General features: G+C 51.8%; 16 protein-coding genes, 3 tRNA genes and 3 rRNA genes. 21 read left to right on the top strand and 1 reads right to left on the bottom strand.

The window, feature by feature from the left end; translation table 11 throughout:
* Window positions 1-248 precede the first annotated feature (248 nt).
* The 17 genes from B1H56_RS02250 to B1H56_RS02330 all read left to right on the top strand — a co-directional run bounded on the left by B1H56_RS02250 (window position 249) and on the right by B1H56_RS02330 (window position 19,917).
* Window positions 249-1,784: ribosomal RNA gene (locus B1H56_RS02250) — 16S ribosomal RNA — on the top strand.
* Between the two features lie 132 nt (window positions 1,785-1,916).
* Window positions 1,917-1,992: transfer RNA gene (locus B1H56_RS02255), tRNA-Ala, on the top strand.
* Window positions 1,993-2,034: 42 nt separating this feature from the next.
* Window positions 2,035-2,111: transfer RNA gene (locus tag B1H56_RS02260), tRNA-Ile, on the top strand.
* A gap of 394 nt (window positions 2,112-2,505) precedes the next feature.
* Window positions 2,506-5,425: ribosomal RNA gene (locus tag B1H56_RS02265) — 23S ribosomal RNA — on the top strand.
* 172 nt (window positions 5,426-5,597) lie between these two features.
* Window positions 5,598-5,672 (top strand) — tRNA-Asn (locus B1H56_RS02270).
* A 2-nt stretch (window positions 5,673-5,674) separates the two neighbouring features.
* A 5S ribosomal RNA gene (gene rrf, locus B1H56_RS02275) occupies window positions 5,675-5,791 on the top strand.
* The 16S, 23S and 5S rRNA genes sit together here with 3 tRNA genes alongside, the layout of an rRNA operon.
* An 86-nt stretch (window positions 5,792-5,877) precedes the next feature.
* A complete protein-coding gene (locus tag B1H56_RS02280; protein ID WP_278287614.1) occupies window positions 5,878-6,555 on the top strand; it encodes a VanW family protein in 678 nt (225 codons plus the stop codon).
* Window positions 6,539-7,987 carry a hypothetical protein gene (locus B1H56_RS02285; RefSeq protein WP_066521603.1) on the top strand — a complete coding sequence of 483 codons (1,449 nt, stop codon included), beginning with the start codon at window positions 6,539-6,541 and terminating at the stop codon, window positions 7,985-7,987. Before B1H56_RS02280 ends, B1H56_RS02285 begins: the two co-directional genes overlap by 17 nt.
* Window positions 7,984-8,649, top strand: coding sequence for a PRC-barrel domain-containing protein (locus B1H56_RS02290; RefSeq protein WP_066521599.1), 666 nt, complete (start codon window positions 7,984-7,986; stop codon window positions 8,647-8,649). The genes B1H56_RS02285 and B1H56_RS02290 overlap by 4 nt, the downstream gene beginning before the upstream one ends.
* A complete protein-coding gene (locus B1H56_RS02295; RefSeq protein ID WP_066521597.1) occupies window positions 8,649-9,266 on the top strand; it encodes an HD-GYP domain-containing protein in 618 nt (205 codons plus the stop codon). The genes B1H56_RS02290 and B1H56_RS02295 overlap by 1 nt, the downstream gene beginning before the upstream one ends.
* Window position 9,267: 1 nt before the next feature.
* Entirely contained in the window at window positions 9,268-10,101 is an 834-nt protein-coding gene (locus tag B1H56_RS15055; protein WP_066521594.1) for a C40 family peptidase, read from the top strand.
* 10 nt (window positions 10,102-10,111) lie between these two features.
* The gene (locus tag B1H56_RS02305) at window positions 10,112-10,573 is read left to right on the top strand and encodes an RrF2 family transcriptional regulator (RefSeq protein WP_066521593.1); all 462 of its coding nucleotides are present in this window, start codon (window positions 10,112-10,114) and stop codon (window positions 10,571-10,573) included.
* Between the two features lie 470 nt (window positions 10,574-11,043).
* Entirely contained in the window at window positions 11,044-13,857 is a 2,814-nt protein-coding gene (locus B1H56_RS02310) for a PAS domain-containing hybrid sensor histidine kinase/response regulator (RefSeq protein WP_066521591.1), read from the top strand.
* 49 nt (window positions 13,858-13,906) lie between these two features.
* Complete coding sequence (locus B1H56_RS02315; protein ID WP_066521640.1) at window positions 13,907-16,453, top strand: hybrid sensor histidine kinase/response regulator; 2,547 nt, start codon at window positions 13,907-13,909, stop codon at window positions 16,451-16,453.
* 267 nt (window positions 16,454-16,720) lie between these two features.
* Window positions 16,721-17,650 (top strand): LysR family transcriptional regulator, encoded by a 930-nt coding sequence (locus B1H56_RS02320; RefSeq protein ID WP_066521590.1) that lies wholly within the window; start codon window positions 16,721-16,723, stop codon window positions 17,648-17,650.
* A 253-nt stretch (window positions 17,651-17,903) separates the two neighbouring features.
* Window positions 17,904-19,208, top strand: coding sequence for an O-acetylhomoserine aminocarboxypropyltransferase/cysteine synthase family protein (locus B1H56_RS02325; RefSeq protein ID WP_066521588.1), 1,305 nt, complete (start codon window positions 17,904-17,906; stop codon window positions 19,206-19,208).
* Window positions 19,209-19,458: 250 nt separating this feature from the next.
* Window positions 19,459-19,917 (top strand): hypothetical protein, encoded by a 459-nt coding sequence (locus tag B1H56_RS02330; protein ID WP_066521586.1) that lies wholly within the window; start codon window positions 19,459-19,461, stop codon window positions 19,915-19,917.
* 324 nt (window positions 19,918-20,241) lie between these two features.
* Here the strand turns inward: B1H56_RS02330 and cysK are convergent, their stop codons facing one another.
* A complete protein-coding gene (gene cysK, locus B1H56_RS02335; RefSeq protein WP_066521584.1) occupies window positions 20,242-21,171 on the bottom strand; it encodes a cysteine synthase A in 930 nt (309 codons plus the stop codon).
* A gap of 323 nt (window positions 21,172-21,494) precedes the next feature.
* On the opposite strand from cysK, the gene B1H56_RS02340 reads away from it, so the two are divergent.
* From B1H56_RS02340 to B1H56_RS02355, 4 genes are all read left to right on the top strand, one after another.
* Window positions 21,495-21,938 (top strand): RrF2 family transcriptional regulator, encoded by a 444-nt coding sequence (locus tag B1H56_RS02340; RefSeq protein ID WP_066521582.1) that lies wholly within the window; start codon window positions 21,495-21,497, stop codon window positions 21,936-21,938.
* 237 nt (window positions 21,939-22,175) lie between these two features.
* Window positions 22,176-23,366: a cysteine desulfurase NifS gene (gene nifS, locus B1H56_RS02345; RefSeq protein ID WP_066521580.1), complete on the top strand. Its 1,191-nt coding sequence runs from the start codon at window positions 22,176-22,178 to the stop codon at window positions 23,364-23,366.
* On the top strand, window positions 23,353-23,799 hold the full coding sequence (gene nifU / locus B1H56_RS02350) for a Fe-S cluster assembly scaffold protein NifU (protein ID WP_066521577.1): 447 nt from the start codon (window positions 23,353-23,355) through the stop codon (window positions 23,797-23,799). The genes nifS and nifU overlap by 14 nt, the downstream gene beginning before the upstream one ends.
* A 250-nt stretch (window positions 23,800-24,049) precedes the next feature.
* On the top strand, window positions 24,050-25,246 hold the full coding sequence (locus tag B1H56_RS02355; RefSeq protein WP_066521575.1) for a S41 family peptidase: 1,197 nt from the start codon (window positions 24,050-24,052) through the stop codon (window positions 25,244-25,246).
* Window positions 25,247-25,329 lie beyond the last annotated feature (83 nt).

Genomic DNA, 25,329 nt, shown 5'->3' on the forward strand with positions numbered 1-25,329 from the left:
ATAACTATGCTATATGAAGTGCGCGTAAAATACATACTTTTCGGGCGCTCAAAAACATGTCAAAAAAGCATTAAATTTTTTGAAAAAAGATGTTGACAGAGGGAAGGGAGTTTGGTATTATAAATAAGCCGCAAAAAACGCGGCGAACCTTGAAAAATCAATACAGTACCAAGAACGAAAAGGAAATGCTTGAAAGCGGAGCCTAGATCAATATGTTAGTTAAAAACGTCCGAGAGGGCGTTAAGATTTTAATTAAGAGTTTGATCCTGGCTCAGGACGAACGCTGGCGGCGTGCTTAACACATGCAAGTCGAACGAGGTTGCCCTTTGTGAATCCTTCGGGAGGAACTGTGGGTATACCGAGTGGCGGACGGGTGAGTAACGCGTGAGCAACCTGCCCTGCAACGGGGGACAACAGTTGGAAACGACTGCTAATACCGCATGAGACCACGAAACCGCATGGTTTTGAGGTAAAAGGATTTATTCGATGCAGGATGGGCTCGCGTCCCATTAGATAGTTGGTGAGGTAACGGCCCACCAAGTCAACGATGGGTAGCCGACCTGAGAGGGTGATCGGCCACACTGGAACTGAGACACGGTCCAGACTCCTACGGGAGGCAGCAGTGGGGAATATTGGGCAATGGGGGAAACCCTGACCCAGCAACGCCGCGTGAGGGAAGAAGGTCTTCGGATTGTAAACCTTTGTCCTATGGGACGAAAGAAATGACGGTACCATAGGAGGAAGCTCCGGCTAACTACGTGCCAGCAGCCGCGGTAATACGTAGGGAGCAAGCGTTGTCCGGAATTACTGGGCGTAAAGGGTGCGTAGGTGGTCATGTAAGTCAGATGTGAAAGACCGGGGCTTAACCCCGGGGTTGCATTTGAAACTGTGTGACTTGAGTACAGGAGAGGGAAGTGGAATTCCTAGTGTAGCGGTGAAATGCGTAGATATTAGGAGGAACACCAGTGGCGAAGGCGACTTTCTGGACTGTAACTGACACTGAGGCACGAAAGCGTGGGGAGCAAACAGGATTAGATACCCTGGTAGTCCACGCCGTAAACGATGGATACTAGGTGTGGGGCCCGATAGGGTTCCGTGCCGAAGCAAACGCATTAAGTATCCCGCCTGGGGAGTACGATCGCAAGGTTGAAACTCAAAGGAATTGACGGGGGCCCGCACAAGCAGCGGAGCATGTGGTTTAATTCGAAGCAACGCGAAGAACCTTACCAAGGCTTGACATCCTCTGACGACTGTAGAGATACAGTTTCCCTTCGGGGCAGAGAGACAGGTGGTGCATGGTTGTCGTCAGCTCGTGTCGTGAGATGTTGGGTTAAGTCCCGCAACGAGCGCAACCCTTATTGCTAGTTGCCAGCGCGTAAAGGCGGGAACTCTAGTGAGACTGCCGGGGACAACTCGGAGGAAGGTGGGGACGACGTCAAATCATCATGCCCCTTATGTCTTGGGCTACACACGTGCTACAATGGCCGGTACAAAGGGCAGCGAACCCGTAAGGGGAAGCGAATCTCAAAAAGCCGGTCCCAGTTCGGATTGTGGGCTGCAACCCGCCCACATGAAGTCGGAGTTGCTAGTAATCGCGAATCAGCATGTCGCGGTGAATGCGTTCCCGGGCCTTGTACACACCGCCCGTCACACCACGGAAGTTGGGAGCACCCGAAGCCAGTGGCTTAACCGTAAGGAGAGAGCTGTCGAAGGTGAGATCAATGACTGGGGTGAAGTCGTAACAAGGTAGCCGTATCGGAAGGTGCGGCTGGATCACCTCCTTTCTAGGGTGTAGAAAAGAGAAGATTTAGGAAAGCGCGAGTAAGGTATTTTCTTTTCGGTACTGTATGATTTGAAACAGCAAACTGCATAGTAAGCCTTTTAGAGCACATACAGAGATGTATGTGATTTAAAATGGGGGTGTAGCTCAGCTGGGAGAGCACCTGCCTTGCAAGCAGGGGGTCAGCGGTTCGATTCCGCTCATCTCCACCAAGTGGGGGAAAGCGGGAGACACCGGAGCAGCTAACTGAAAATGGGCTCATAGCTCAGCAGGTTAGAGCACACGCCTGATAAGCGTGAGGTCGGTGGTTCGAGTCCACTTGAGCCCACCAAAGCAACCGAAAGGTTGCGGGGCGCGATCCCTGAAAACTAAGAAAGGTGACGGCCGGAAGCGGTTGCGCGAACGAGAGTGAGCGCATAAGTTATCTCGCCGGTGGTTCGAGTCCACTTGAGCCCACCAAAGCAACCGAAAGGTTGCGGGGCGCGATCCCTGAAAACTAAGAAAGGGAGCCCCAAAGCGGCAGCATAGGAAAGACAGAAAGCACCATGTGTGAGCATGGCGAGCGCATGAGGGGATTGAGGCATAGCCTCAAAGCACATTGAAAACTGAATAGTAGAAACGAAAGAGTAGAGCGAAAAGATATCTAAAAACTAATCTGCAAAGATGAAAAAAGGGTAAGATATAATTTTGCGAAAGTCTTAGGGAAAAAGAAAAGTAGACGAAAAGATCAAGCTATGAAGAGCACAGGGTGAATGCCTTGGCATCAAGAACCGAAGAAGGACGTGTCAAGCTGCGAAAAGCTGCGGGGAGTTGCAAGCAAACATTGATCCGCAGATATCCGAATGAGGGAACTCAGCATCTGTAATAGGATGTTACCATATACTGAATTCATAGGTATATGGAGGGAACCCGGTGAACTGAAACATCTAAGTAGCCGGAGGAAAGGAAAACAAAAGTGATTCCCAAAGTAGCGGCGAGCGAAATGGGAAGAGGCCAAACCGGAAGTCTTCGGACATCCGGGGTTGCGGACCCATAGAATCGATCTGACGAATATAGCTGAATAGCATTGGAAAGTGCAGCCAAAGAGGGTAAAAGCCCCGTAAGCGAAATACGAGTCAGCGAGATGGGCACCAGAGTACCACGGGACACGTGAAACCCCGTGGGAAGCCGGGAGGACCACCTTCCAAGCCTAAATATTCCTTGATGACCGATAGAGAAATAGTACCGTGAGGGAAAGGTGAAAAGCACCCCGGGAGGGGAGTGAAAGAGAACCTGAAACCTTGTGCTTACAAGCAGTGGGAGCACTATTGGAAAGTGTGACCACGTACTTTTTGTAGAACGGGCCAGCGAGTTACGGTATGCAGCAAGGTTAAGTGACTGGAGTCACGGAGCCGAAGGGAGACCGAGTCTTAATAGGGCGAATAAGTTGCATGCTGTAGACCCGAAACCGGGCGACCTACCCATGAGCAGGTTGAAGCGGTGGTAAAACACCGTGGAGGACCGAACCACACGTATGTTGAAAAATGCGGGGATGACTTGTGGGTAGCGGAGAAATTCCAATCGAGCTCGGAGATAGCTGGTTCTCCTCGAAATAGCTTTAGGGCTAGCCTCGAGTGAAGATATATGGGGGTAGAGCACTGAATGGACTAGGGGGCTTCACGGCTTACCGAATCTTATCAAACTCCGAATACCATATATTACCTACTCGGGAGTCAGACAGTGTGAGATAAGTTTCATTGTCAAAAGGGAAAGAGCCCAGATCATCAACTAAGGTCCCAAAGTGTAAGTTAAGTGGAAAAGGATGTGGAATTGCAGAGACAACTAGGATGTTGGCTCAGAAGCAGCCACTCATTTAAAGAGTGCGTAACAGCTCACTAGTCGAGTGATTGTGCGCCGAAAATGTCCGGGGCTAAAACTTACCACCGAAGTTATGGGTGCATCGTAAGATGCGCGGTAGAGGAGCATCGTATTAGGATTGAAGCCATACCGGGAGGAGTGGTGGACTTAATACGAGAGAGAATGCTGGCATAAGTAGCGAGAGTGAGGTGAGAATCCTCACCGTCGAAAGCCTAAGGTTTCCTGGGGAAGGCTCGTCCGCCCAGGGTAAGTCGGGACCTAAGCCGAGGACAGTATCGTCGTAGGCGATGGACAACAGGTTGATATTCCTGTACTACCGACCATTCGTTTGACTGACGCAGTGACACAGGAGGATAGCAGGAGCGGGCTGATGGTAGAGCCCGTCTAAGCACTGAGGGTGGAAATTAGTGAAGTACGGTTTCCGCGAAGCCTGAGGTGTGATGGGGACAGAAAATAAGTATGGAAGTCTGTGAATCCACACTGGCAAGAAAAGCTGCTAAGGAGAATGGTAGGTACCCGTACCGCAAACCGACACAGGTAGGCGAGGAGAGAATCCTAAGACGATCGGGAGAAGCATTGTTAAGGAACTCGGCAAAATGACTCCGTAACTTCGGGATAAGGAGTGCCTAGTAAAATAGGTCGCAGTGAATAGGCCCAAGCGACTGTTTAGCAAAAACACAGGTCTGTGCGAAATCGAGAGATGAAGTATACGGGCTGACGCCTGCCCAGTGCTGGAAGGTTAAGGGGAACTGTTAGCGTAAGGCGAAGCAGGGAACTTAAGCCCCAGTGAACGGCGGCCGTAACTATAACGGTCCTAAGGTAGCGAAATTCCTTGTCGGGTAAGTTCCGACCCGCACGAATGGCGTAACGACTTGGGCACTGTCTCAACAATGTACCCGGCGAAATTGTAGTATGAGTGAAGATGCTCATTACCCGCGATAGGACGGAAAGACCCCGTAGAGCTTTACTGCAACTTGGCATTGGATTTTGGTATTGGATGTACAGGATAGGTGGGAGACTGAGAAGCGTTGACGCCAGTTGACGCAGAGTCACTGTTGGGATACCACCCTTCCAATACTAGGGTTCTAACCCGAGGCCGTGAACCGGCTCGGGGACAGTACCAGGTGGGCAGTTTGACTGGGGCGGTCGCCTCCGAAAGAGTAACGGAGGCGCCCAAAGGTTTCCTCAGAATGGTCGGAAATCATTCATTAGAGTGCAAATGCATAAGGGAGCTTGACTGCGAGAGGGACACCTCGAGCAGGGACGAAAGTCGGGATTAGTGATCCGGCGGTATGAGAGTGGAATTGCCGTCGCTCAACGGATAAAAGCTACCTCGGGATAACAGGCTTATCTCCCCAAGAGTCCACATCGACGGGGAGGTTTGGCACCTCGATGTCGGCTCGTCGCATCCTGGGGCTGAAGCAGGTCCCAAGGGTTTGGCTGTTCGCCAATTAAAGCGGCACGCGAGCTGGGTTCAGAACGTCGTGAGACAGTTCGGTCCCTATCCATCGTGGGCGCAGGAAGTTTGAGTGGAGCTGTCCTTAGTACGAGAGGACCGGGATGGACGTACCAATGGTGTACCAGTTGTCGTGCCAACGGCATGGCTGGGTAGCTACGTACGGACGGGATAAACGCTGAAGGCATCTAAGCGTGAAGCCCCCCACAAGATAAGACTTCCCATCCTTTATGGAGTAAGACCCCTTGAAGACTACAAGGTTGATAGGCTGGAGGTGTAAGTGCAGCAATGTATTTAGCTGACCAGTACTAATAGGTCGAGGGCTTGATCAACGAAAGTTGAAACAGCAGTCTAACACAAATGACTTAAGACTTTCTCTTTCATGATTTACTATTCAGTTTTGAGTGTGCTGAGCACCTCTTTAAATTTAATATTCCTCAGTAGCTCAGCGGTAGAGCACGGGGGCTGGATTTAACCCTTACCGCAACCTTGAAAAGTTTATAATCCTCAGTAGCTCAGCGGTAGAGCATTCGGCTGTTAACCGAAGGGTCGTTGGTTCAAACCCAACCTGGGGAGCCATTTCCGGTGGCGATAGCTAAGGGGATCCACCTGTTCCCATTCCGAACACAGAAGTTAAGCCCTTATACGCCTAAAGTACTGCACTGGTGACGGTGTGGGAGGATTGGTAGCTGCCGGATTCTAATTGAAAAAACCCGTTCAAATCGAGCGGGTTTTTTATTGCTTTCAGCGCTATTTTTGCTTTTTAAAATAATGTCTCCACCACATTTTCACCACATCTCATGCAAACCGGGACAACAATATTTCCCTGATGTGCAGCGCGGTCAACGGGCTGGCGCTTGCGCCGGGGGAAACGCTGTCGCTTAACGAACTGGTGGGGGAACGGACGGCGGAAAAGGGTTTTTTGCCGGCGCCCGCCATAACGGACGGGAAGGACCTGACGGACGAACTGGGCGGGGGTATCTGCCAGCTTACGGGTACGCTGTATAACGCCGCCTTGCTTGCAAACATGGAGATCGTGGAGCGCGTGCACCATTCATGGCCGTCGGATTACCTGCCGGTAGGGCTGGACGCGACGCTCAACTGGGACAACAAGGATTTGAAGATAAAGAATACGACGCAGTGGCCGGTATATTTCTCCGCCCGGTTCGAGGAGCATATTGTGGACGTGGCAATCTATGGGCAGCCCAGTGAATACGAGATCGAAATTAAAAGCGAAATCGTGGAGGAATACCAGGAGCCAAAGCCGCAGGTGATCTATACGGACGAGCTTGCGGTGGGAAAAACAGTGGTAAAAACCAAGGGCCGGAAGGGATATGTAGCGGAGGTCAGGCGCAATTACCTGAAGGACGGGGAAGTCATATACAGCGAGGAAATCTCAAGGGACACGTTCCACGAGATACAGGGCGTGGTCATAAGGGGCGCGGATGGAAAGAACAAGTAACAGGTGGAATAAAAGAATATGCGCGCTGGCTGCCATATTGGCGTTCCTTTTGTTCCCGGTAACCGCCCATGCGTTTTCGTACCAGGGAGATGGAATATTGCTGGAGATACCGGACGGGAGCAACATATATTACTACACGCCGAACGGGACGAACATGACGGGTGAGATGCTGATGGCAGCGCAGGAAGAAAACCCGATGGCGCTCACGGGAGCATATACGGACGGGGGGATGCTGTCGTATTCACTGAAGGTAACAAAGGAAAAAATTACTAAGGGGGAAGCCGAAGGGGAAACAGCTGGCGGAGAAGAAGGTGCAGGTCCGGCGCGGGAAAAAGCGGCGGAGCTGCGGGAAGTCCTTGCGGAAGAATATATGTTCGGGGAGGACGCGGAAGAAACGGTTGCGGGGAAGCAGGCGGCAGTCCTCGCGGGGGACAGCCTGAAAAACCCGGATTACGCAGTGAAGGTCAGCGTGCTCACGGAGGGCGGCGCAATTTACACCGTGACGGTCATCTACCGGAAGGACGAAGACGGGCAATCGCTGGCTGCTGCGGAAACGCAGCTTGGAACGCTGCGGCTGGGGGAGGATGCAGTCCCGGCGGCGACGGCAGAACCGACCCCGGAACCAACACCTGAACCAACGCCAACGCCCCCGGCGGCACCGGAAGCAACGCAGAAAACCCTCCCGCTGGAAACAAAGGAGCCCGGGCAGGAAGGAAGCATAGGGCGGCTATTGCAAAACCCACTTTTGTTGGCCTTTGGCGCAGCCGTGCTGGTAATCGTGCTTCTTACAGCCTTGCTCCTTGCAAAGCATAGGAAGGCCGGGAAGAAAGGCAGTACCGCGGGATATGAGGGCAGGCTGGGACGCAGCGGGAAGCCGCTGCCGGAGATGTCCGGGCGGGCGGAGCCGGAGCCGCCAAGTATGGAAGAAGACCCGGAAAAACCAGAATGGAATGAAGGAAGCGGCACGCAGGAAGCATGGCGAAACCGCACAGCATTGTCAGCGGGTGTTTTGGGCGGCGGACCATGGGAATATGGGAGCGGGCTAGGCGAAGCGGTGAAGCCGGAAGCATATATCTCCCGGCAACAGGAGGAATCGTTGGAGAATATACCTTCTTTTCCAAGAACCATGATAAAAATCTACGACGCGGAGGCGGAGCTGATCCGTGGGTTTGACCTCAAGGCGCGCAAGGATTACATCTTTGCGGCAAAGCAGTTTCGCGAGTGCGCGCGGCACGCGGCGGACCAGACGATCCGCAAGAGGGCGGATATGCAGGCGGTGGAATGCCTGACGCTGGCAAAGGAGTTTGACGCGGCGCTGGTACTGGCGGTCAAGATTTTTTACAAGGATTACGACTATTCAGTGGAGGAACGCGAGAAGCTGAAATCCATGATTATCATATTAAAGAAAACAAGCAGGAGGAATGAAGGATGAAACGGGCAAGCGAAGTATTGGGACTGAAGGTATTGGGGATTAGGGAAGGAATGGAGAACGGGAGCGCGCAGGACTTTATGATCGACCCGCAGACTAGGAAGGTGGAATATTTGGTGCTCAAAACAAACAACGGGTATGGTTTCAACGCCCTGCGTATTTCGGATGTGATGGGCATTGGGGCGGACTACATCATGACGCAGACGGTGGAGAACGCAAAGAAGATGTACGAGTCGACAGAGGTTCTAGAAGTGATCGAACGGGGCTTTTTCATGCTGGGCACGACGGTGCTTGCGTCCACGGGCGACATGGTGGGCAAGGTGGAGGATTTCAGCTTTGAGGAAAAGACGGGAGAGATCGGGACGCTGTATCTGGACAACCAGACGGAGTTCGAGGGAAGCAAGATCGTGACGATGGCGGGGAAAATGGTGTTCGTGGACCCGGAAGGAACGAATATCCTCAAGGTGACACAGGAAGCGGAGCCACAGGGGGAAGCGTTCCAAAGCGAATCGTTCCAATACCTGATGGGAAAAACGGTGAAGGAGACCGTGACAAGCGAGGACGGCAGCTTCCGGATCGAGGCGGACACAGTGCTGGGCGAGGAGATATTGCGGCAGGCGGCGCGGCACGACGACGTATTGCTGGCGCTGACCCTGAATGTGTGATGCTGACGCTGTTCGCGCAGCTGCCGGAGGATGTGCGCGGCCATAGCAGGCGGGTAGCGGGCTACACGGAAATATTGTATGGATGGGCGCTCGAGGCAGGCGTCTATCCAAAGGACGAGAGCCTGCGCAGGGGCCTTCGGCATAAAATCCACACGCTGGCGCTGTGGCATGACATAGGCAAGCTGCTGGTTCCGCTCAAAATATTGGAGAAGCCGGGCGCGCTGACGGCGGGGGAGCGGCAGGCCATGAACCGGCATGTGCTGTATGCCAAGGAGCTATACCGCGAAGGGCACTGGCCGGTCGGCGTCGGCGAAGAGGAACGGAAGGCGGCGCTGGATATTTCGTGCCTGCACCATGAGCGTTGGGATGGCGGCGGGTATCCATACGGCAGAAAAGGAGAAGCGACGCCGGCCATCGCGCGGATTTGCGCTGTGGCGGACGCGTTCGACGCGATCATAAGCCTGCGGCCATACAAAAAGGAGCGCAGTGCAACGGAAGCGGTCGCGGAGATAGGACGCAAGGCGGGTACGCAATTCGACCCGGTGGTCGCGCAGATATTCACGGCAAGGATACGGATGCTGGCAAAAAGCGAAGGAACGGCGCTTACGAGGATATGAGATGGTGAGCAAGGCAAAGCTATGCGTCATAGGAATATTGGTGCTGGGGATACTGTCGTGCGGGGCGGCGTATGCGTTCGACCTGCCTGTGCGGCTTCCGGGAACGGAAGCTACAGCGGGACAGGGCGGGCTTCCGCTGGTACTGCCGAAAGCTGCGGAGTCGCTGCCGCGCGAAATCCGGCAGGGGCGGGCGCTGTGCGACGTTACGCTCAGGAGCCTGCCGGAGCAGGATGCGCCCGAAGCGGGAGAGGTACAGATGGGGGAAACGCTCGATGTGTACGCGGTCAATGTAAACGGGAAGTGGAACGCGGTGGCGGCAGACGGCGGCGCCATGGCATACATTCCAGCATCGGCCCTGTCGCTGACCGCGCCGACCATCCAAAGCGCGGACAACCTCGACCCGCTGCTCACGGACGGCGGGGAGAACGGCTATCCGGGCGCAGTATACAACGACGAACGCTACTTAAAGCTGCTTACGGAAGCGAAGAAATACATCGGTTATCCATATGTGTGGGGCGGATCGACGCCGGAAACGTCGTTCGACTGCTCGGGGTATGTGTGCTGGACTCTGAACCAGTCGGGGGTGTATGAGACGGAACGGACGGACGCGCAGGGCTTATACAATATGAGCGGGCGGATAGAACGCGAGGACGCGCGGCCGGGAGACCTGGTGTTCTTCCAGGGGACGTATGACACGCCGAACACGGTGACGCACGTCGCCATTTATGTGGGCAACGGATATATGCTGCACGCCGGCAAGCCGATTGGGTATGGCAGCATGGAGACGGACTACTGGCAGGCGCATTTCTATGCGTTTGGCAGGCTGGCAGGTTAAGAGGAGTAAGATGATGATGAGGATACAGGCAAGCACCAGGTATGCGCTGAGGATCCTGCAATACCTTTACGGGAAAGGGAACCGCACGGTCAAGGCGGGGGAGCTGTCCGGGCAGTTGGGGCTTTCGAGCCTGTATACCGCAAAGGTGCTGGGGAAGCTGAAAGAAAGCAAGGTCGTGCGTTCGGAGCAGGGATGCTACGGCGGCTACCGGATGGCGAGTCCGGCGGAAAAAGTCTCTGTGTATGAGGTATTCATAGCGATGGAGGGGGATTTTGTGCTGTACGAGCCAAAGGCGGACGGGCCGGAAGACGGGGCGGAGCAGACCATCCGGGAGTTTTTTGATGGGATCGAGAACGCGATGGTTTTCACGATGCGCAGGATGACGCTTAAAAAATTGTTTGACATGGGAAAGGAGCTGCCGGAGGGCGCGAAACGCGGCAAGGGAGAATCGGTGCTGGCGGCCGCGCGGTAAGGGTTAGAAAATGACGTACGGTAATTTAGGCTGACCGGAAAACGGAATATATTATTGCATCAGCTCCCTGAGTAAGGATAGACATTTGTAAGGAATCCCCAAAAGACCGCGTATTGCGGTCTTTTTTCATGCGGTGCGCAGGGCTGCTGCAAGGCGTTTAACCGGATCAAAGCCGCGCGGTGAAATGAAATGAGGAGGTCGTCCCGGACGCCGCCGCCGGCGGAGAGCGAATATATGGCGGAACTTTCCTTGGTTTACACCTAATAAAAAAGACAACGCATATATGACTTGTCAAATCCGAAATATAAATATATATTTAGAATATATAGAATAATATGGAACGGAAATTTAAAAATGTATTGAAAAAAATAGACGGTGAGTGTTTTGCGGCAGAAGTCGCGAGATCGGAATAAATAGAGCTTGGAGAGAAACGGTTTCATATTTTATATCGGCATACGGGGAATGGAGCGATGGAACAGAAAATACGGGATTTGGAAGAAGCGAATCTGGCGCTTAAGGAGAGCAACGAGAAATTATATAACAGCATGAAGGCATTCCAGATTGCCGCGGAGGAAAGCGGAAGCCTGGTGTTTACGTACGATACGAAAGAGCAGAAGATTCAGGTCGATGAGAGGACGGCACAGGCGTTTAACGTGGAACAGGTGCAGACGGGCGTGCCTTATGAAATGGTCAAAAGGGGAATTGTCGCCAGGGAATCGGAACAGGATTATATCCGTATCCACGAAGAAATGATCCGGGGCGGAAAGGAATCGGGCGGGATCGTTAAACTGATCCCGGCGGATGGGATAGAGGTGATTTATGATCTTAAGTTCCGCGCCATACTTGGGGAAGACGGAGAACCCACCGGCATGGCCGTAGGCGTATACCGGGATATTACGGAGCGGTATATCAAGGATATGGCGCAGGAGCGTTACCAGCAAATTGTGCTTTCCTCGGACCGGTACACCTATGAGTATGAAGAGGAAAAGGATTTGCTGTCTATTTTTCCCTCGCTTTCGGAAAGCGGCGGAAAAGAGGTGAAATATACCTTTGCGCATTTCCATGAAAAATTGAGCAGGGGAGAGCTATGCCCCAAAGGGGATATTATAATTATGGAGGATTTGCTCAAAAGCAATACCTTAAAGCCCGTGCAGGTGCAGCTTTACAGTGCAAAAACAGGGGAAAAGCGGTGGTATGCAATCACCAATTCCATGATGAAGGAGAAAGGCGGGTTCCAGCGGATTGTCGGGACAATCGCGGATATTACAGATATTAAGCAACGGGAAATATCGCATAAAAAGCTGGAGCATGTCCTGCAAAGCCTGAAAGACGAATATATCGGCATCTTTGAGGTGGATCTGGAAAACGATATGTTTACGACACTTTCTTACGGCGGGTCAGAGCTGATGCCCGAATTTCCGGACGACGGCTGTTACAGCGAGATGATGGACTGGCTGTGCGAAGCGCTGGCAGCGCCGGAATACCGTGAAGCCTATATCGGCTTCACAAGCCTTACGTACCTGCGGAAAGCGTTGTCTAAGGAACGCAGGGTTGAAGTGGAATATATGACTATGTGTAAAAACCGTAATTGGTGGAGGACCAGCTATCAGGCGGTGGAATATAAGGAAGGCATTCCGACGAAGGCCATTATGTACCAGTTTGACATTGATAAGGTCAAAACGGAAAAACTGATGCAGCAGCAGGCGATGCAGGAAGCATATAATTGTGCGGAAGCGGCGAATGCGGCAAAGACTGAATTCCTTTCCCGCATGAGCCACGACATCAGGACGCCGATGAATGCGATCATTGGGATGACGGCTATTGCAAGGACGCAGATCGGCAACCCGGAGAGAGTACAAGAATGCCTCGGGAAAATCACTGCCGCATCCAAGCATTTACTGTCCCTCATCAATGAAGTGCTGGACATGAGCAAGATCGAGTCTGGAAAAATGGAATTGCAGGAAGAGGGATTCAATCTTGCGGACCTCATCGACAACATGGTTTCCATGGTGCTGCCGCAGATCAATGAGCACGGCCATACCCTGCGGGTGACGGTTGAAGAGTTGAAGCACGAGTGGGTGGTGGGGGACAGCCTGCGTATCCAGCAGGCCTTTGTGAACCTGATCGGGAATGCGACGAAATACACGCCGGATGGAGGGAGAATAGACGTTCGGATTCATGAACGGCCGTTGAAGAACCCGGAGTACGGGGAATATGAATTTGTATTTGAGGATAACGGAATTGGTATGACAAAGGCGTTTCAGGATGTTATCTTTGAGCCGTTTACCCGGGCAGAGGACCACGAGGTATTAAAGGAAAACGGGACAGGGCTGGGGATGACGATTACCCGCAACCTGATCCGAATGATGGACGGAGACATCAAGGTGGAGTCTGAACCGAAAAAGGGGTCAAAGTTCACGGTGACCATACACCTGAAACTGCAGGAAGAGCACTATGATAATGTAGAAGAACTGGCCGGACTTCCCGTGCTGGTTGTGGACGACGATCGGGTTACCGCCGAAAGCGCATGCATTATGCTCAACGACATCGGGATGCAAGGGGACTGGTGCCTTTCCGGAAGGGAAGCAGTCGGCCGCGCGATTGACAAGCATAAAAGCCAAGAGGACTATTTTGCAGTAATTCTTGACTGGAAAATGCCGGGGATGGACGGAGTTATGACGGCCAAAGCAATCCGGGAAAATATCGGGCCGGATATTCCAATTATTATTATTTCCGCTTTCGACTGGTCGGAAATCGAAACGGAAGCACGAGCGGCCGGAGTCGATCATTTCATCTCCAAACCATTATTTAAAAGCCGTTTCATCCATTGTTTCAAGGAGATATTGCATATCGGCGGGCAGGCGCCCGAAGTCAAAACAGAGATGATAGAACAATTGGATTTTTCGTGCAAACGCGCCCTGCTGGTGGAAGACAACGAACTCAATGCGGAAATTGTAGAGGAACTTCTGAAAATGACGGGGATACGGGTCGAATGGGCCAAGAACGGCAGGGAAGCGGTGCGGATGGTGGAGGATTCGCCGGAAGGATATTATGACATGGTTTTTATGGATATCCAGATGCCCTTCCTGAACGGTTATGAGGCGACGGTCGCCATACGGAATATGGACCGGAAAGATACGCGGAAAATGCCGATCGTGGCAATGACGGCCAATGCATTCGCGGAAGATATCGACCACGCGAGAAATGCGGGCATGAACGAACATATTGCCAAACCGATCGATCTGCGGAAAATGGGCGAAGTGATGGCAAAATATTTATCCTGAGTCGGGAGCTTTTGGGTTGCCGTTCCAAACGGGAAGAAAGACGGGAAATATGGCAAAAAATGTAAGGAAATTTTTATGGATCAGCCTTATCTGCATTTTGGTTCTGTGTATCGGCGTGTTCGTGTGGATCACAGCGTATATGATCGACGAAAACGACAGGACGATCAGCGATGTCGGCGAAATCTACATGTCGGAAATGGGAAAGCAGATTTCCATGCACTTTGCGACCGTTATGGAACTGTACCAGTCGAAACTGCGCGGTGTGACAGGGAGCAATCCGCAGGAAGAAGCCGACGGTGCGGATACAGCGGCAGAGGAGCTGGCTGCCAGTGCGGCGGTATTTGGATTCAATTATCTCGGATTGTATTCCGGGAACGGGTCCTATGAAGACGTACTTGGCGGGGAAATCGTGGTCGACGGCGAAGAAGCGTTTACCGCCGCATTGAAAAGCGGGGAAGCGAAAATAACGGACGCGAAGAATAAAGACGGCGAGACATTGCTGCTCATTGGAATGCCTGCCGCATATCCAATGGGAAACGGGGAAATAAGCACGCTTCTTATTGCCGGAGTGCCGATGGAAACAGTCAATGAAACGCTGTCCCTTGAAATAGGCGCGACGCAGGTCTATTCGCACATTATCCGTCATGATGGAACGTATGTAATCCGCAATGCGGATGCCGCAGAAAGCTCCTATTTTGATAGAATCGTGGATTACGGAAATTTTGACGGGCAAAGCCCGGAGGAGGTGGTGGGGAAGATTTCCGAGGCTATGGCGGCGGGCGCAGAATACTCGATGGTTATTGAAATTAATGGAGAAATCCGCAATACCCACTTTATTCCGCTTAAAGATTCAGACTGGTATCTGGTGTCGGTTCTGCCGTATGGTTTGCTGCAGGGGCCTACGACACGCCTGCTTTACCAGCGGATTTATGTAGCTATCGGCGGGTGCATGGTCATTGTACTGGCAATGCTCCTTGCATACATCAGATATTTCCGTATGTCCCGGCAGCAGATGAGGCTGTTGGAAATTGCCAAAAAAGAAGCGGAAAGCGCCAGCCGTGCGAAAAGTGCGTTTCTGTCGAGCATGAGCCATGATATCAGGACGCCGATGAATGCGATCATGGGAATGACGGCAATTGCTGCGGCAAACCTCGACAATCCGGCCAAGCTTCAGGACTGCCTGAAAAAAATCACCCTTTCAAGCAAGCACCTGCTGGGGTTGATTAATGACGTTTTGGATATGTCTAAAATAGAAAGCGGGAAGCTGTCCCTCAATATGGACCTGCTTTCGCTCCGGGAAACCATGGACAGCATCACGAACATCGTGCAGCCACAGATAAAAGCGAAGAAACAGAATTTCGATATATTTATTGGAACAATCCAGACTGAGCATGTCTATTGTGACGGGGTGCGGCTCAACCAGATATTTTTGAACCTGCTGTCCAACGCGGTCAAATTTACTCCAGAGGGTGGAACAATTGAGGTGAGGCTGGCGCAGGAGAATTCACCAAAGGGCGCTTGCTATGTAAGGAATGATATTCGGGTCATGGATACGGGCATCGGCATGTCGCCGGAATTTCAAAAGAGCATATTCAATTCCTTCACGCGCGAAGATACGAGCCGCGTCCGTAAAACAGAGGGTACGGGCCTCGGGATGGCAATCACAAAATATATTATCGATGAAATGGGAGGCAGTATCGAGCTTAGGAGCGAAGTGGACCGCGGAACGGAATTCCATATTATCCTTGATCTTGAACGGGGTGCGGATCAGGAAAAGGATATGTTCCTTCCCGACTGGGAACTGCTCGTGGTTGACGATGACGAACTGCTTTGCCGGACCGCCGTTGCAGCCCTCGGTGAAATCGGAGTGGATGCAGACTGTGCCTTCGACGGGAAAACCGCGGTTGAGATGACGATCCGTCGTCACCGGGAAAGGCGTGATTACCAAATCGTCCTGCTTGACTGGAAAATGCCGGGTATGGACGGAATAGAAACCGCAAAGGAGATACGGAAATGTGTGGGCAAAGAGATACCCATCCTGCTTATCTCCGCATACGATTGGAGCGAGATTGAGGAGGAAGCGCGCGCTGCGGGGATCAATGGCTTTATCTCCAAGCCCCTGTTTAAATCAACGTTGTTTTACGGCCTGGCTCCGTTCAGCGAATATTACCGTGCGGAATATGAACAAGACAGGGAAGAAGCCGACGATTATACCGGCAGGCGGATTCTTCTGGCGGAAGACAACGAGATCAACTGGGAGATCGTCAACACCCTGCTGTCGGCACACGGCTTTGTCATTGAGTGGACGAAAAATGGGAACGAATGCGTGGAGCGGTATGAAGCGTCGCCCCCGGGATATTATGACGCGGTACTAATGGATGTCAGGATGCCGGTGATGGATGGATACGAAGCGGCGAAACAAATTCGGGAATCGGGCCGTACAGACTGCGGTATCCCGATCATAGCTATGACTGCGGACGCCTTTACAGAGGATATCCGGCGCTGCCTGGAAAGCGGAATGGACGCACATATCGCCAAGCCGATCGACATCCGGGAACTGCTGAAAATATTGAAAAAGCATCTGCGTAAAAAGTGACGAAAAGGCACGGGGCATGTGTTTTCGCTTTGTGCAGATATGGCAAACGGCATATGTGCACTAGCCGGGTACGGCCGTGGGTGCATTCCCGATGATACCGGCCGGCAGGGGCCTCTATTGACAAGGTGGCGTTGCTCCATTATAATTCCTACTATATATATGTACAAAATAGGATATGAGTGCCGCAGGCGGTCCGCCGGACCCGTGATGCGGCCCGAAGCTTTTTGGCTTATTTTATTGGCGCCGGAACCATTAAGGGGGATTTATATGACGTTGCAGCAACTGCATTATTTGATTACGATTACGGAAACGGGTTCTTTGAATAAGGCCGCGGAGGTTCTCTATATATCCCAGCCTTCACTCTCGAGTTCCATCAAGGAACTGGAAAAAGAGGTTGGGATCACGATTTTTCACCGCAGCGGAAAGGGCGTAAGCCTAACGAATGACGGGATGGAGTTTTTGCTCTATGCGCGCCAATTGTACCAGCAATATGAATCGATCCTTGAAAAATATGGAAAGCCCGGGACCCTGAAAAAAAAATTCGGAGTTTCCGCCCAACATTATTCCTTTGCTGTAAAGGCGTTCGTTGAGACGGTGAAAAAGTTCGACACGTCAAAATATGAATTTGCGATCCGGGAGACGAAGACGCTTGAAATCATAGACGACGTCAATACTCTCAAAAGCGAAATCGGGATACTGTACCTGAGCGATTTCAACCGTAAGGCCATTGCAAAGCTGCTGAGGGCCAATCATCTGGAGTTCCATCGGCTGATCGATTGCCAGGCCTACGTCTATCTCTGGCGCGAACATCCATTGGCAAAATGCCGGGCGATCCGCTTTTCGCAGCTAGAGGAATACCCGTGCCTGTCGTTTGAGCAGGGTGACAACGGTTCATTTTACTTTGCGGAGGAAATACTCAGTACGAACGAATATGCGCGGACGATCAAGGCCAATGACCGTGCGACGATGCTGAACCTGATGATAGGTCTCAACGGCTATACCTTGTGCTCGGGAATCATTTGCGAGGAATTGAATGGAACGGATTTTGTTACCGTTCCATTTGAGGCAGACGAGCTGAATCCAAACAGCGCAATGGAGATCGGGTATGTCGTGAAGAAAAACAGCTTACTCAGCGAAATTGGGAAATTGTATATTGAAGAAACGAAAAATTATCTGGATCAATATCAAATAAGATAACCCATAAAGCATATAGGCATAATCTATATCTATGTATACCTTTCCTGTATTGGACAGCTTAGGCACGGCGGCGTAAACTGGAACCGAGGATAGGAGGTAAAGACAGTGAGAAATGCTTTATGGGGAACCGGCTGCTGCTGCGCATGCTATCCCCGCCTGTTAAGCCTTGAGCGAATGTGCCAATGTATCGTGGGTTCCAAACGGGCACACTGAAAACGGCGTATAGAAACGATAACATCAGGAGGGATACAAGATGACAAACATTAAAGATTCAAAGAACTGGAGTTTTGAAACCCGGCAACTGCATATCGGCCAAGAAGAAGCAGATCCCGCAACGGGGGCAAGAGCTGTCCCGATTTACGCGACAGCTTCCTATGTATTCCATGATTCCCAGCATGCGGCCGACCGCTTCGGGCTGCGGGATCCCGGTAATATCTACGGAAGGCTGACCAATCCGACGCAGGATATTTTTGAACGGAGAATCGCATCCCTTGAGGGCGGCGCAGCGGCGCTTGGGCTCGCTTCGGGCGCAGCGGCGATCACTTACGCGCTCAATGCCCTGGCACGCTCGGGCGAGCACATTGTGGCGTCCAAAACGATCTATGGAGGTACATATAACCTGCTGGAGCATACGCTCCCGCTGTCGGCCGGGATCGCTACGACCTTTGTCGATCCGGAACGGGAGGGAGCGTTTGAAGAAGCAATCAGGGAAAACACAAAAGCGATTTTTATCGAAACATTGGGCAATCCAAATTCCAATATCATTGATATTGAAGAGGTCGCTGAAATCGCGCACAAGCATAATATCCCGCTGGTGGTGGATTCCACGTTTGCGACGCCGTATCTCGTAAGGCCGCTTGAATATGGGGCGGATATTGTCATACATTCCGCGACCAAGTTTATTGGAGGACACGGAACGGCTGTCGGCGGCGTTGTCGTGGACGGAGGACGCTTTGACTGGAAAAGTTCCGCGAAATACCCGTGGATATCGGAGCCGAATCCCAGCTATCATGGCGTTTCTTTTGCGGATGCGGCGGGACCGGCGGCTTTTGTGACCTATATCCGCGCGATACTGCTGCGCGACACTGGCGCCACGCTTTCCCCTTTCCATGCGTTTTTATTCCTGCAGGGGCTGGAGACGCTCTCCCTGCGGGTGGAGCGGCATGTGGAAAACGCGCTCCGCATCGTCGATTACCTCAACGGGCATCCGCAGGTGGAGGCGGTTCATCATCCGTCTTTGGCCAGCGAACCGAGCTACAAGCTATATCAAAAATATTTCCCCAATGGCGGGGGATCCATCTTTACCTTTGAAATCAAAGGAACTGCTGAAACGGCCCGGAAATTCATTGATAATCTGGCAATTTTCTCCCTGCTTGCGAATGTGGCCGATGTAAAATCACTGGTGATCCATCCGGCCAGCACGACTCATTCCCAGCTGACGGAGGAGGAATTACTGGATCAGGGGATCAAACCAAATACGATCCGCCTCTCTATCGGTACGGAAAATGCCGATGATCTGGTTGCGGCACTGGAAGCGGCGTTTAAAGCGGTTTGGTAAAAAACAGTAAAACAAACGGAAGATTCCGGCAGGCGCCGTTCATGTGGACGGCGCCTGTTTTTTACCGGCGGGCCAAGTAGCTGGGGTGAGAAGCGATTGGTTTCAGCTTCATACCGTCCTCCACCTTGGTTGTTCTCTGTATGCTGCGGCGGTCCCGGCATTTCCGCATTCTTGGAATTATGATAGAATGGAGGAGAAAAAACGGCAAATCGAAATTGCGGCAGGTTTATATTAGCGGAGGAATTAACGTATGCAAAGTTTTCTCGAAACGTTGACAAGCGAAAGCAAAAATGTGGAGCTGCCCGAAGAATTTAATTATTTCGGGAAGCTTATCGGCAGCTGGAAAATCGACTATATTGATAATAGCAATTCTCATTCGATTAAAGGCGAATGGCATTTTTCATGGGTTCTTGATGGAATGGCAATTCAGGATGTTATTATCTTGCCCGGTTATGAATACGGAACGACGCTTCGCGTCTATAATCCCGGTACGTGTGCATGGGATATTGCCTATTGTTATACAGGAAAAATTATGCGGTTTGAAGCGAGTAAACGAGACGATATAATAGTCCTTACGAATATTGAGGATGAAAAGAGAAAATGGGTTTTTGCCAAAATCGAGGATAATAATTTTCATTGGCAGGATGTTATCGTAAAGGACAACGGTGAATGGCATATTAATTTTGACTTATATGCCCAGCGCATATGAGAAAAATGCGCAGTGCATCCTGGCTGCTTACACCGTTGCCCTAAATTTGCCGCCCAATGCGGCAAATACAGAAGGCAGGGACAGTACACAGTTTGAAAAGCTGTAAATTGAAATTTATCGAGGAGAGGGCAAAGCCCGTCCCCGCTCAGCGCAAAAGAGAGACTGCCAGCTTTCCGCCGACAGCCCTCTTTTGTTGTCGCATTCCGTTTGCCGAGGGTCTAGTCTGAATGCCCTTGATGGTTCTTTATGGGGCGCCCGCCAAAGGATGGTCCTTTTGATTCCAGCTGCAAAAGCGCATCTGTATGGACTTGGATATGTAAATTTTTATTCGGAAAACATGGGGGTAGAAAGGTAACGGTCACCGGTATCGGGGAGGAGGACGACGATCACCTTTCCTTTGTTTTCCGGCCGCCTGGCAAGCTCCGCTGCCGCAAACACAGCCGCGCCGGAAGAAATTCCTACCAGCACGCCTTCTTCCCGTGCGATCTCCCTCCCGGACTCGAAGGCTTCTTCATTTGCGACCGTGAGGATTTCATCATATATCCCGGCATCCAGCGTTTCGGGAATAAACCCGGCACCGATTCCCTGGATCATGTGGGGACCTGCCGTACCCTTGGAAAGCACCGGGGATCCGGCCGGTTCGACAGCTACCACTTTTATATCGGGATTCCGGGATTTTAAATATTCGCCGACCCCGGAGACCGTACCGCCTGTTCCCACGCCAGCGACAAAAATATCAACCCTGCCATCAGTATCGTTCCAGATTTCCGGGCCGGTGGTATTGCGGTGAACGGACGGATTGGCAGGATTTGTAAATTGACTGGGAATGAAGCTGCCGGGAGTTTCCTTTGCCAGTTCGTTGGCTTTTGCAATTGCGCCCTTCATGCCGAGCGCGCCCTCCGTCAGGACGAGCTGAGCTCCATATGCCTTGAGCAGGTTCCGGCGCTCGACGCTCATTGTTTCAGGCATTGTAAGAATAATTTTATAGCCCCTTGCAGCCGCGACTGAGGCAAGGCCGATCCCCGTGTTGCCGCTGGTTGGTTCGATGATAACCGTCCCGGGCTTCAGCAATCCCTTTGCCTCCGCATCGTCGAGCATGGCTTTGGCGATTCGGTCCTTCACGCTGCCGGCAGGATTGAAATATTCCAGTTTGCCGAGCAAAGTTGCTTCCAGGCGGTGTTTTTTTACATAATTGTTCAACCCGAGCAACGGCGTACCGCCGATCAAATCCGTAATTTTATCGTATATTTTCATAAGAAATCGCTCCTTTTGTAATTGAGGATAGAATTTGGTTGGTTTACAGATTGCCTTCTATAAGCGGCAACATCGTTGGCGTATACCTGTTTTCTCCATTATGGCTCTCCTTATTCTTTTTATAAACGCAATAACCTATAAAACATATTAATTATATAGGAATTATTGTACAACCATCGGGGCGCGGTGTCAAGACCGAAAAAAGCATCAATAAGCCGCCTGGAAATCAAAAACGGCGGGGCGGGATGAAGGAACGGGCGTGCATTGTTGAAAACTTACATAACCTATGTTATATTAGTAATTAGTAAGGTGGAGGTGATAGTATGAAAATCTCGACGAAAGGACGCTATGCGCTTAGGATGATGCTTGATTTGGCACAACATCAGCAGGAAGGGTTTATTACCTTAAAGAGTATTGCGGAACGGCAGAATGTATCCAAAAAATATTTGGAGCAAATTGTTCCTTTGCTAAATAATGCCAGGATGCTGAAGACGAACCGCGGTTATCAGGGAGGCTATATCCTTGCCAAAAGCCCGGATCAATATACGGTAGGGGAGATTTTGCGCATAACAGAGGGAAGCTTGACCCCGGTTGCCTGTCTTGACGACACACCCAACCTGTGTGAGCGCAGCGGCGAATGCCCGACGCTGAACATTTGGCAGGGGCTCAATAAGGTTATTATGGACTATTTGGACGGAATTACGCTTCAGGACGTTCTTGACCGGAACCAAAGTCAGGCGGCAGCGGCAAATGAATACTATATTTAGTGGCGCCTGGGCCGGAAGATGCGGCAAGAGACACAATGCGGTCTTATTTTTTTGTGGGACGGGCCTATTCTGTCTTGACAAAGACGAAAAACGGGTGTACATTTAAAACATAGTAAACATATATGTTATATAGATATAAAAAGATGCTGCTGTGGACCGAACCTCGCGCCGAAATTTTTGGTATGAGGCGGTCAGGGCTGAAATTGCAAAGAATATTTACATGAAGGAGTGAGGCAAATGAAAGTATATGCGGATAATGCGGCCACCACGAAAATGAGCCGGAAATCCATTGAAGCGATGCTTCCATATATGGAAAAAGAATATGGTAATCCGTCGAGCCTGTATCGCCTGGGCCAGCAGGCGGCGGAAGCGCTTGACGAGGCAAGGGAAACGATCGCGCGGAATCTGGGATGCACGCCGGCGGAGATTACATTTACCTCGGGCGGCAGCGAGTCGGATAATCAGGCGCTTTTATCTGCCGCGGCCATAGGGGAGCGAAAAGGGCGTAAGCATATTATTTCCACGGCATTCGAGCATCACGCAGTACTGCATATGCTGAAAAAATTGGAAAAACGGGGCTTTGAAGTCACCTACCTCGATGTGCATGAGAACGGAATTGTGTCTCCCGGGCAGGTAGAGGCGGCAATACGTCCGGACACCTGCCTTGTGACCGTAATGTACGCCAACAATGAAATCGGGACGATTCAGCCCGTCGGGCAGATCGGCGCGGTATGCCGTACCCACGGCGTAATTTTCCATACCGATGCCGTGCAGGCGGTAGGGCATTTGCCGATCAATGTACAGGAAGAGAACATCGATATGCTTTCCCTGTCTGCCCATAAATTTCATGGTCCCAAGGGGATCGGTGCGCTCTATGCCAAAAAGGGCATCCCGCTTACCAGCCTGATCGAAGGCGGCGCGCAGGAACGCGGAAAGCGGGCGGGAACGGAAAACGTTCCGGCGATTATGGGTATGGCGGCGGCGTTTGATGAGATTAGTGCCCGTATGGAGGAAAACAGCCGGAAAATATCGAGGCTGAGGGATCAGCTGATCGACGGCCTGCTTGCGATCCCTCATTCCGTCCTGAACGGAGACCGGGACAGGCGGCTGCCGGGGAATGTAAATATTTGCTTTGAGGGCATAGAAGGCGAGTCCTTGCTGCTGCTTTTGGATGAGAAGGGGATATCGGCATCCTCGGGCTCGGCCTGTACCTCCGGCTCACTCGATCCGAGCCATGTGCTGCTGGCGATCGGGCGGCCCCATGAGATCGCGCATGGATCGCTGCGCCTGTCCCTATGCGAAACGAATACTGAAGAAGAAATCAAGTATCTCCTGCGCGAGATACCGGAGGTGGTTGAATATTTGAGAAGCTTATCTCCCGTATGGAGAGATTTACAGGAAGGGAAGAAAGATTATGTTATACAGTAAAAAAGTAATGGATCATTTTACGCATCCCCGCAATGTAGGAGTGATTGAGAATCCGGACGGCGTCGGCGAAGTCGGCAACGCAAAATGCGGCGACATCATGCGGATTTATTTGAAAATAGACCACGATACCATTTCGGATGTGAAATTTGAGACATTCGGCTGTGGGTCGGCAATCGCTTCGTCTTCTATGGCGACGGAGATGATTAAAGGGAAACCGCTGTCAGAAGCGCTGGAATTGACCAACAAGGCGGTTGCCGAAGCACTGGACGGGCTGCCTGCACATAAAATGCACTGTTCTGTGCTGGCGGAAGAAGCCATCAAAGCGGCAATTCAGAACTATTACGAAAAAAATGGGATCGCATATGATGCGGGACAGTTCCCTGATTGCGAGTCCTGTTCGCACTGTGCCAGCTGCGATAAAAGCGGGAACTGAACCGCGGGTCTTGCGGATGGAGAACGAAGCTGCGGTACCGCCGTGCAAAAGGGTGCGCGGTTCATACGGAAAATAAATTCCGGCCTTTGATCCTTACAAAAGCCTGTTCACCGGAACAGGCTTTTGTTGTGCAGAAACTTTTGGCATTGTAAAAACTTGGAGCGGATAAAAATCTAAAGAGATACGTGGAAATCCGCCGCCGCGGGTAGTAAAATAGAATCAACGGTAAAACACCCGGCAGGAGGCGCTTATGGAACGGAAGGGATATTGGAAAGGTTTTATCAGCGGAATTGCGGCGCTTGTAATCGTCGGCTTCGTTATAACAATGGCGGGAAGCGCCCGCGGAGAAACCGGTACCAATCTCAACCTGTATCCTGTTTTCGATAAAATAGAAAAGATCCAGGCATTGATTGACGAACATTTTTATTTCGATGAAGATGCGGAAAACGGGGAATATTATATCTATCAGGGTATGCTCAGCGGTCTGGGGGACCAGTATTCTTATTATATGGACGCAAACGAATATGCGGCCTATAAACGGAAAATGGATGGAAATTACTGCGGAATGGGCGCAACTGTGGCGCAGGATCCGGATACCCTTGAAACCTCCGTCGTAAGCGTGGAATCCGGCGGCCCGGCAGACAAGGCCGGAGTGCAGGAAGGAGATATCTTCCTTGAAATGGATGGAAACGACGTCACCCAAATGGACCTTGGAGACCTGATCGAAAACTATGGGATCGGCCCGGAGGGGAGTATACTTGCCCTGAGAGTGCGGCGGCCCTCCGACGGGCAGGAATACGATCTTACGATTATCCGCGAACCCATTATTTCCCAGACAGTGGCCCATCAGATGCTGGATGCGGAAACGGGGTACATACAGGTTGCGTCTTTTCGGGCAGAGACTACGGAGCAATTTAAACAGGCGGTAGACGACCTTGTTCAAAGCGGCGCGACCCGCTTTGTGTATGACCTGCGCGGGAATTTGGGCGGAAGCCTCAACAGCGCGGCCGACATGCTGGATTATCTCCTGCCCGATGGACTGCTTGTCTATACGGCGGATAAAAATGGTGCGAAAAAAAGCGTCTATGAGGGAAAGGACGGCCACGAGGTAAACCTGCCTTCCGTGGTGCTGGTGGATGGAAATTCGGCGAGCGCATCGGAAGTTTTCGCGAGTGCGATGCGGGATTATGAGCGGGCCAAACTGGTCGGTGCCAAGACCTTTGGAAAAGGGATCGTGCAGGAGACCTTCCCGGTGGGGGACGGAAGCGTTGTCAGGCTTACGACGACGGCCTATTTCACGAAAAACGGGTATCCGATCCACGGACACGGACTTGAGCCGGATGTTGCCGTAGCCATGGATCCGGCGCGCGACCCGGAGGAGCCGCTTGCCTCCGAGACCGATCTCCAGCTTCAGGCGGCGCTTAAGCTGCTGGATGAAGAAGGCTGACGGACAGGTCCGGCGAAAGGAATGTTTTGGGCGCCGGAATGGATATCAAAAGGCGGCGGACCTTTTGGGCGGGCGCTGAAATC

The organism is Christensenella minuta, assembly GCF_003628755.1.
GTDB classification, from domain to species: Bacteria; Bacillota; Clostridia; order Christensenellales; family Christensenellaceae; genus Christensenella; species Christensenella minuta.

Excerpts from the sequence above, each read along its gene's own strand:
- B1H56_RS02285 (WP_066521603.1), top strand. The coding sequence starts at position 6,539 with ATGGAAAGAACAAGTAACAGGTGGAATAAAAGAATATGCGCGCTGGCT.
- B1H56_RS02290 (WP_066521599.1), top strand. The coding sequence starts at position 7,984 with ATGAAACGGGCAAGCGAAGTATTGGGACTGAAGGTATTGGGGATTAGG.
- B1H56_RS02295 (WP_066521597.1), top strand. The coding sequence starts at position 8,649 with ATGCTGACGCTGTTCGCGCAGCTGCCGGAGGATGTGCGCGGCCATAGC.
- B1H56_RS15055 (WP_066521594.1), top strand. The coding sequence starts at position 9,268 with ATGGTGAGCAAGGCAAAGCTATGCGTCATAGGAATATTGGTGCTGGGG.
- B1H56_RS02305 (WP_066521593.1), top strand. The coding sequence starts at position 10,112 with ATGATGATGAGGATACAGGCAAGCACCAGGTATGCGCTGAGGATCCTG.
- B1H56_RS02310 (WP_066521591.1), top strand. The coding sequence starts at position 11,044 with ATGGAACAGAAAATACGGGATTTGGAAGAAGCGAATCTGGCGCTTAAG.
- B1H56_RS02315 (WP_066521640.1), top strand. The coding sequence starts at position 13,907 with ATGGCAAAAAATGTAAGGAAATTTTTATGGATCAGCCTTATCTGCATT.
- B1H56_RS02320 (WP_066521590.1), top strand. The coding sequence starts at position 16,721 with ATGACGTTGCAGCAACTGCATTATTTGATTACGATTACGGAAACGGGT.
- B1H56_RS02325 (WP_066521588.1), top strand. The coding sequence starts at position 17,904 with ATGACAAACATTAAAGATTCAAAGAACTGGAGTTTTGAAACCCGGCAA.
- B1H56_RS02330 (WP_066521586.1), top strand. The coding sequence starts at position 19,459 with ATGCAAAGTTTTCTCGAAACGTTGACAAGCGAAAGCAAAAATGTGGAG.
- cysK (WP_066521584.1), bottom strand. The coding sequence starts at position 21,171 with ATGAAAATATACGATAAAATTACGGATTTGATCGGCGGTACGCCGTTG.
- B1H56_RS02340 (WP_066521582.1), top strand. The coding sequence starts at position 21,495 with ATGAAAATCTCGACGAAAGGACGCTATGCGCTTAGGATGATGCTTGAT.
- nifS (WP_066521580.1), top strand. The coding sequence starts at position 22,176 with ATGAAAGTATATGCGGATAATGCGGCCACCACGAAAATGAGCCGGAAA.
- nifU (WP_066521577.1), top strand. The coding sequence starts at position 23,353 with ATGTTATACAGTAAAAAAGTAATGGATCATTTTACGCATCCCCGCAAT.
- B1H56_RS02355 (WP_066521575.1), top strand. The coding sequence starts at position 24,050 with ATGGAACGGAAGGGATATTGGAAAGGTTTTATCAGCGGAATTGCGGCG.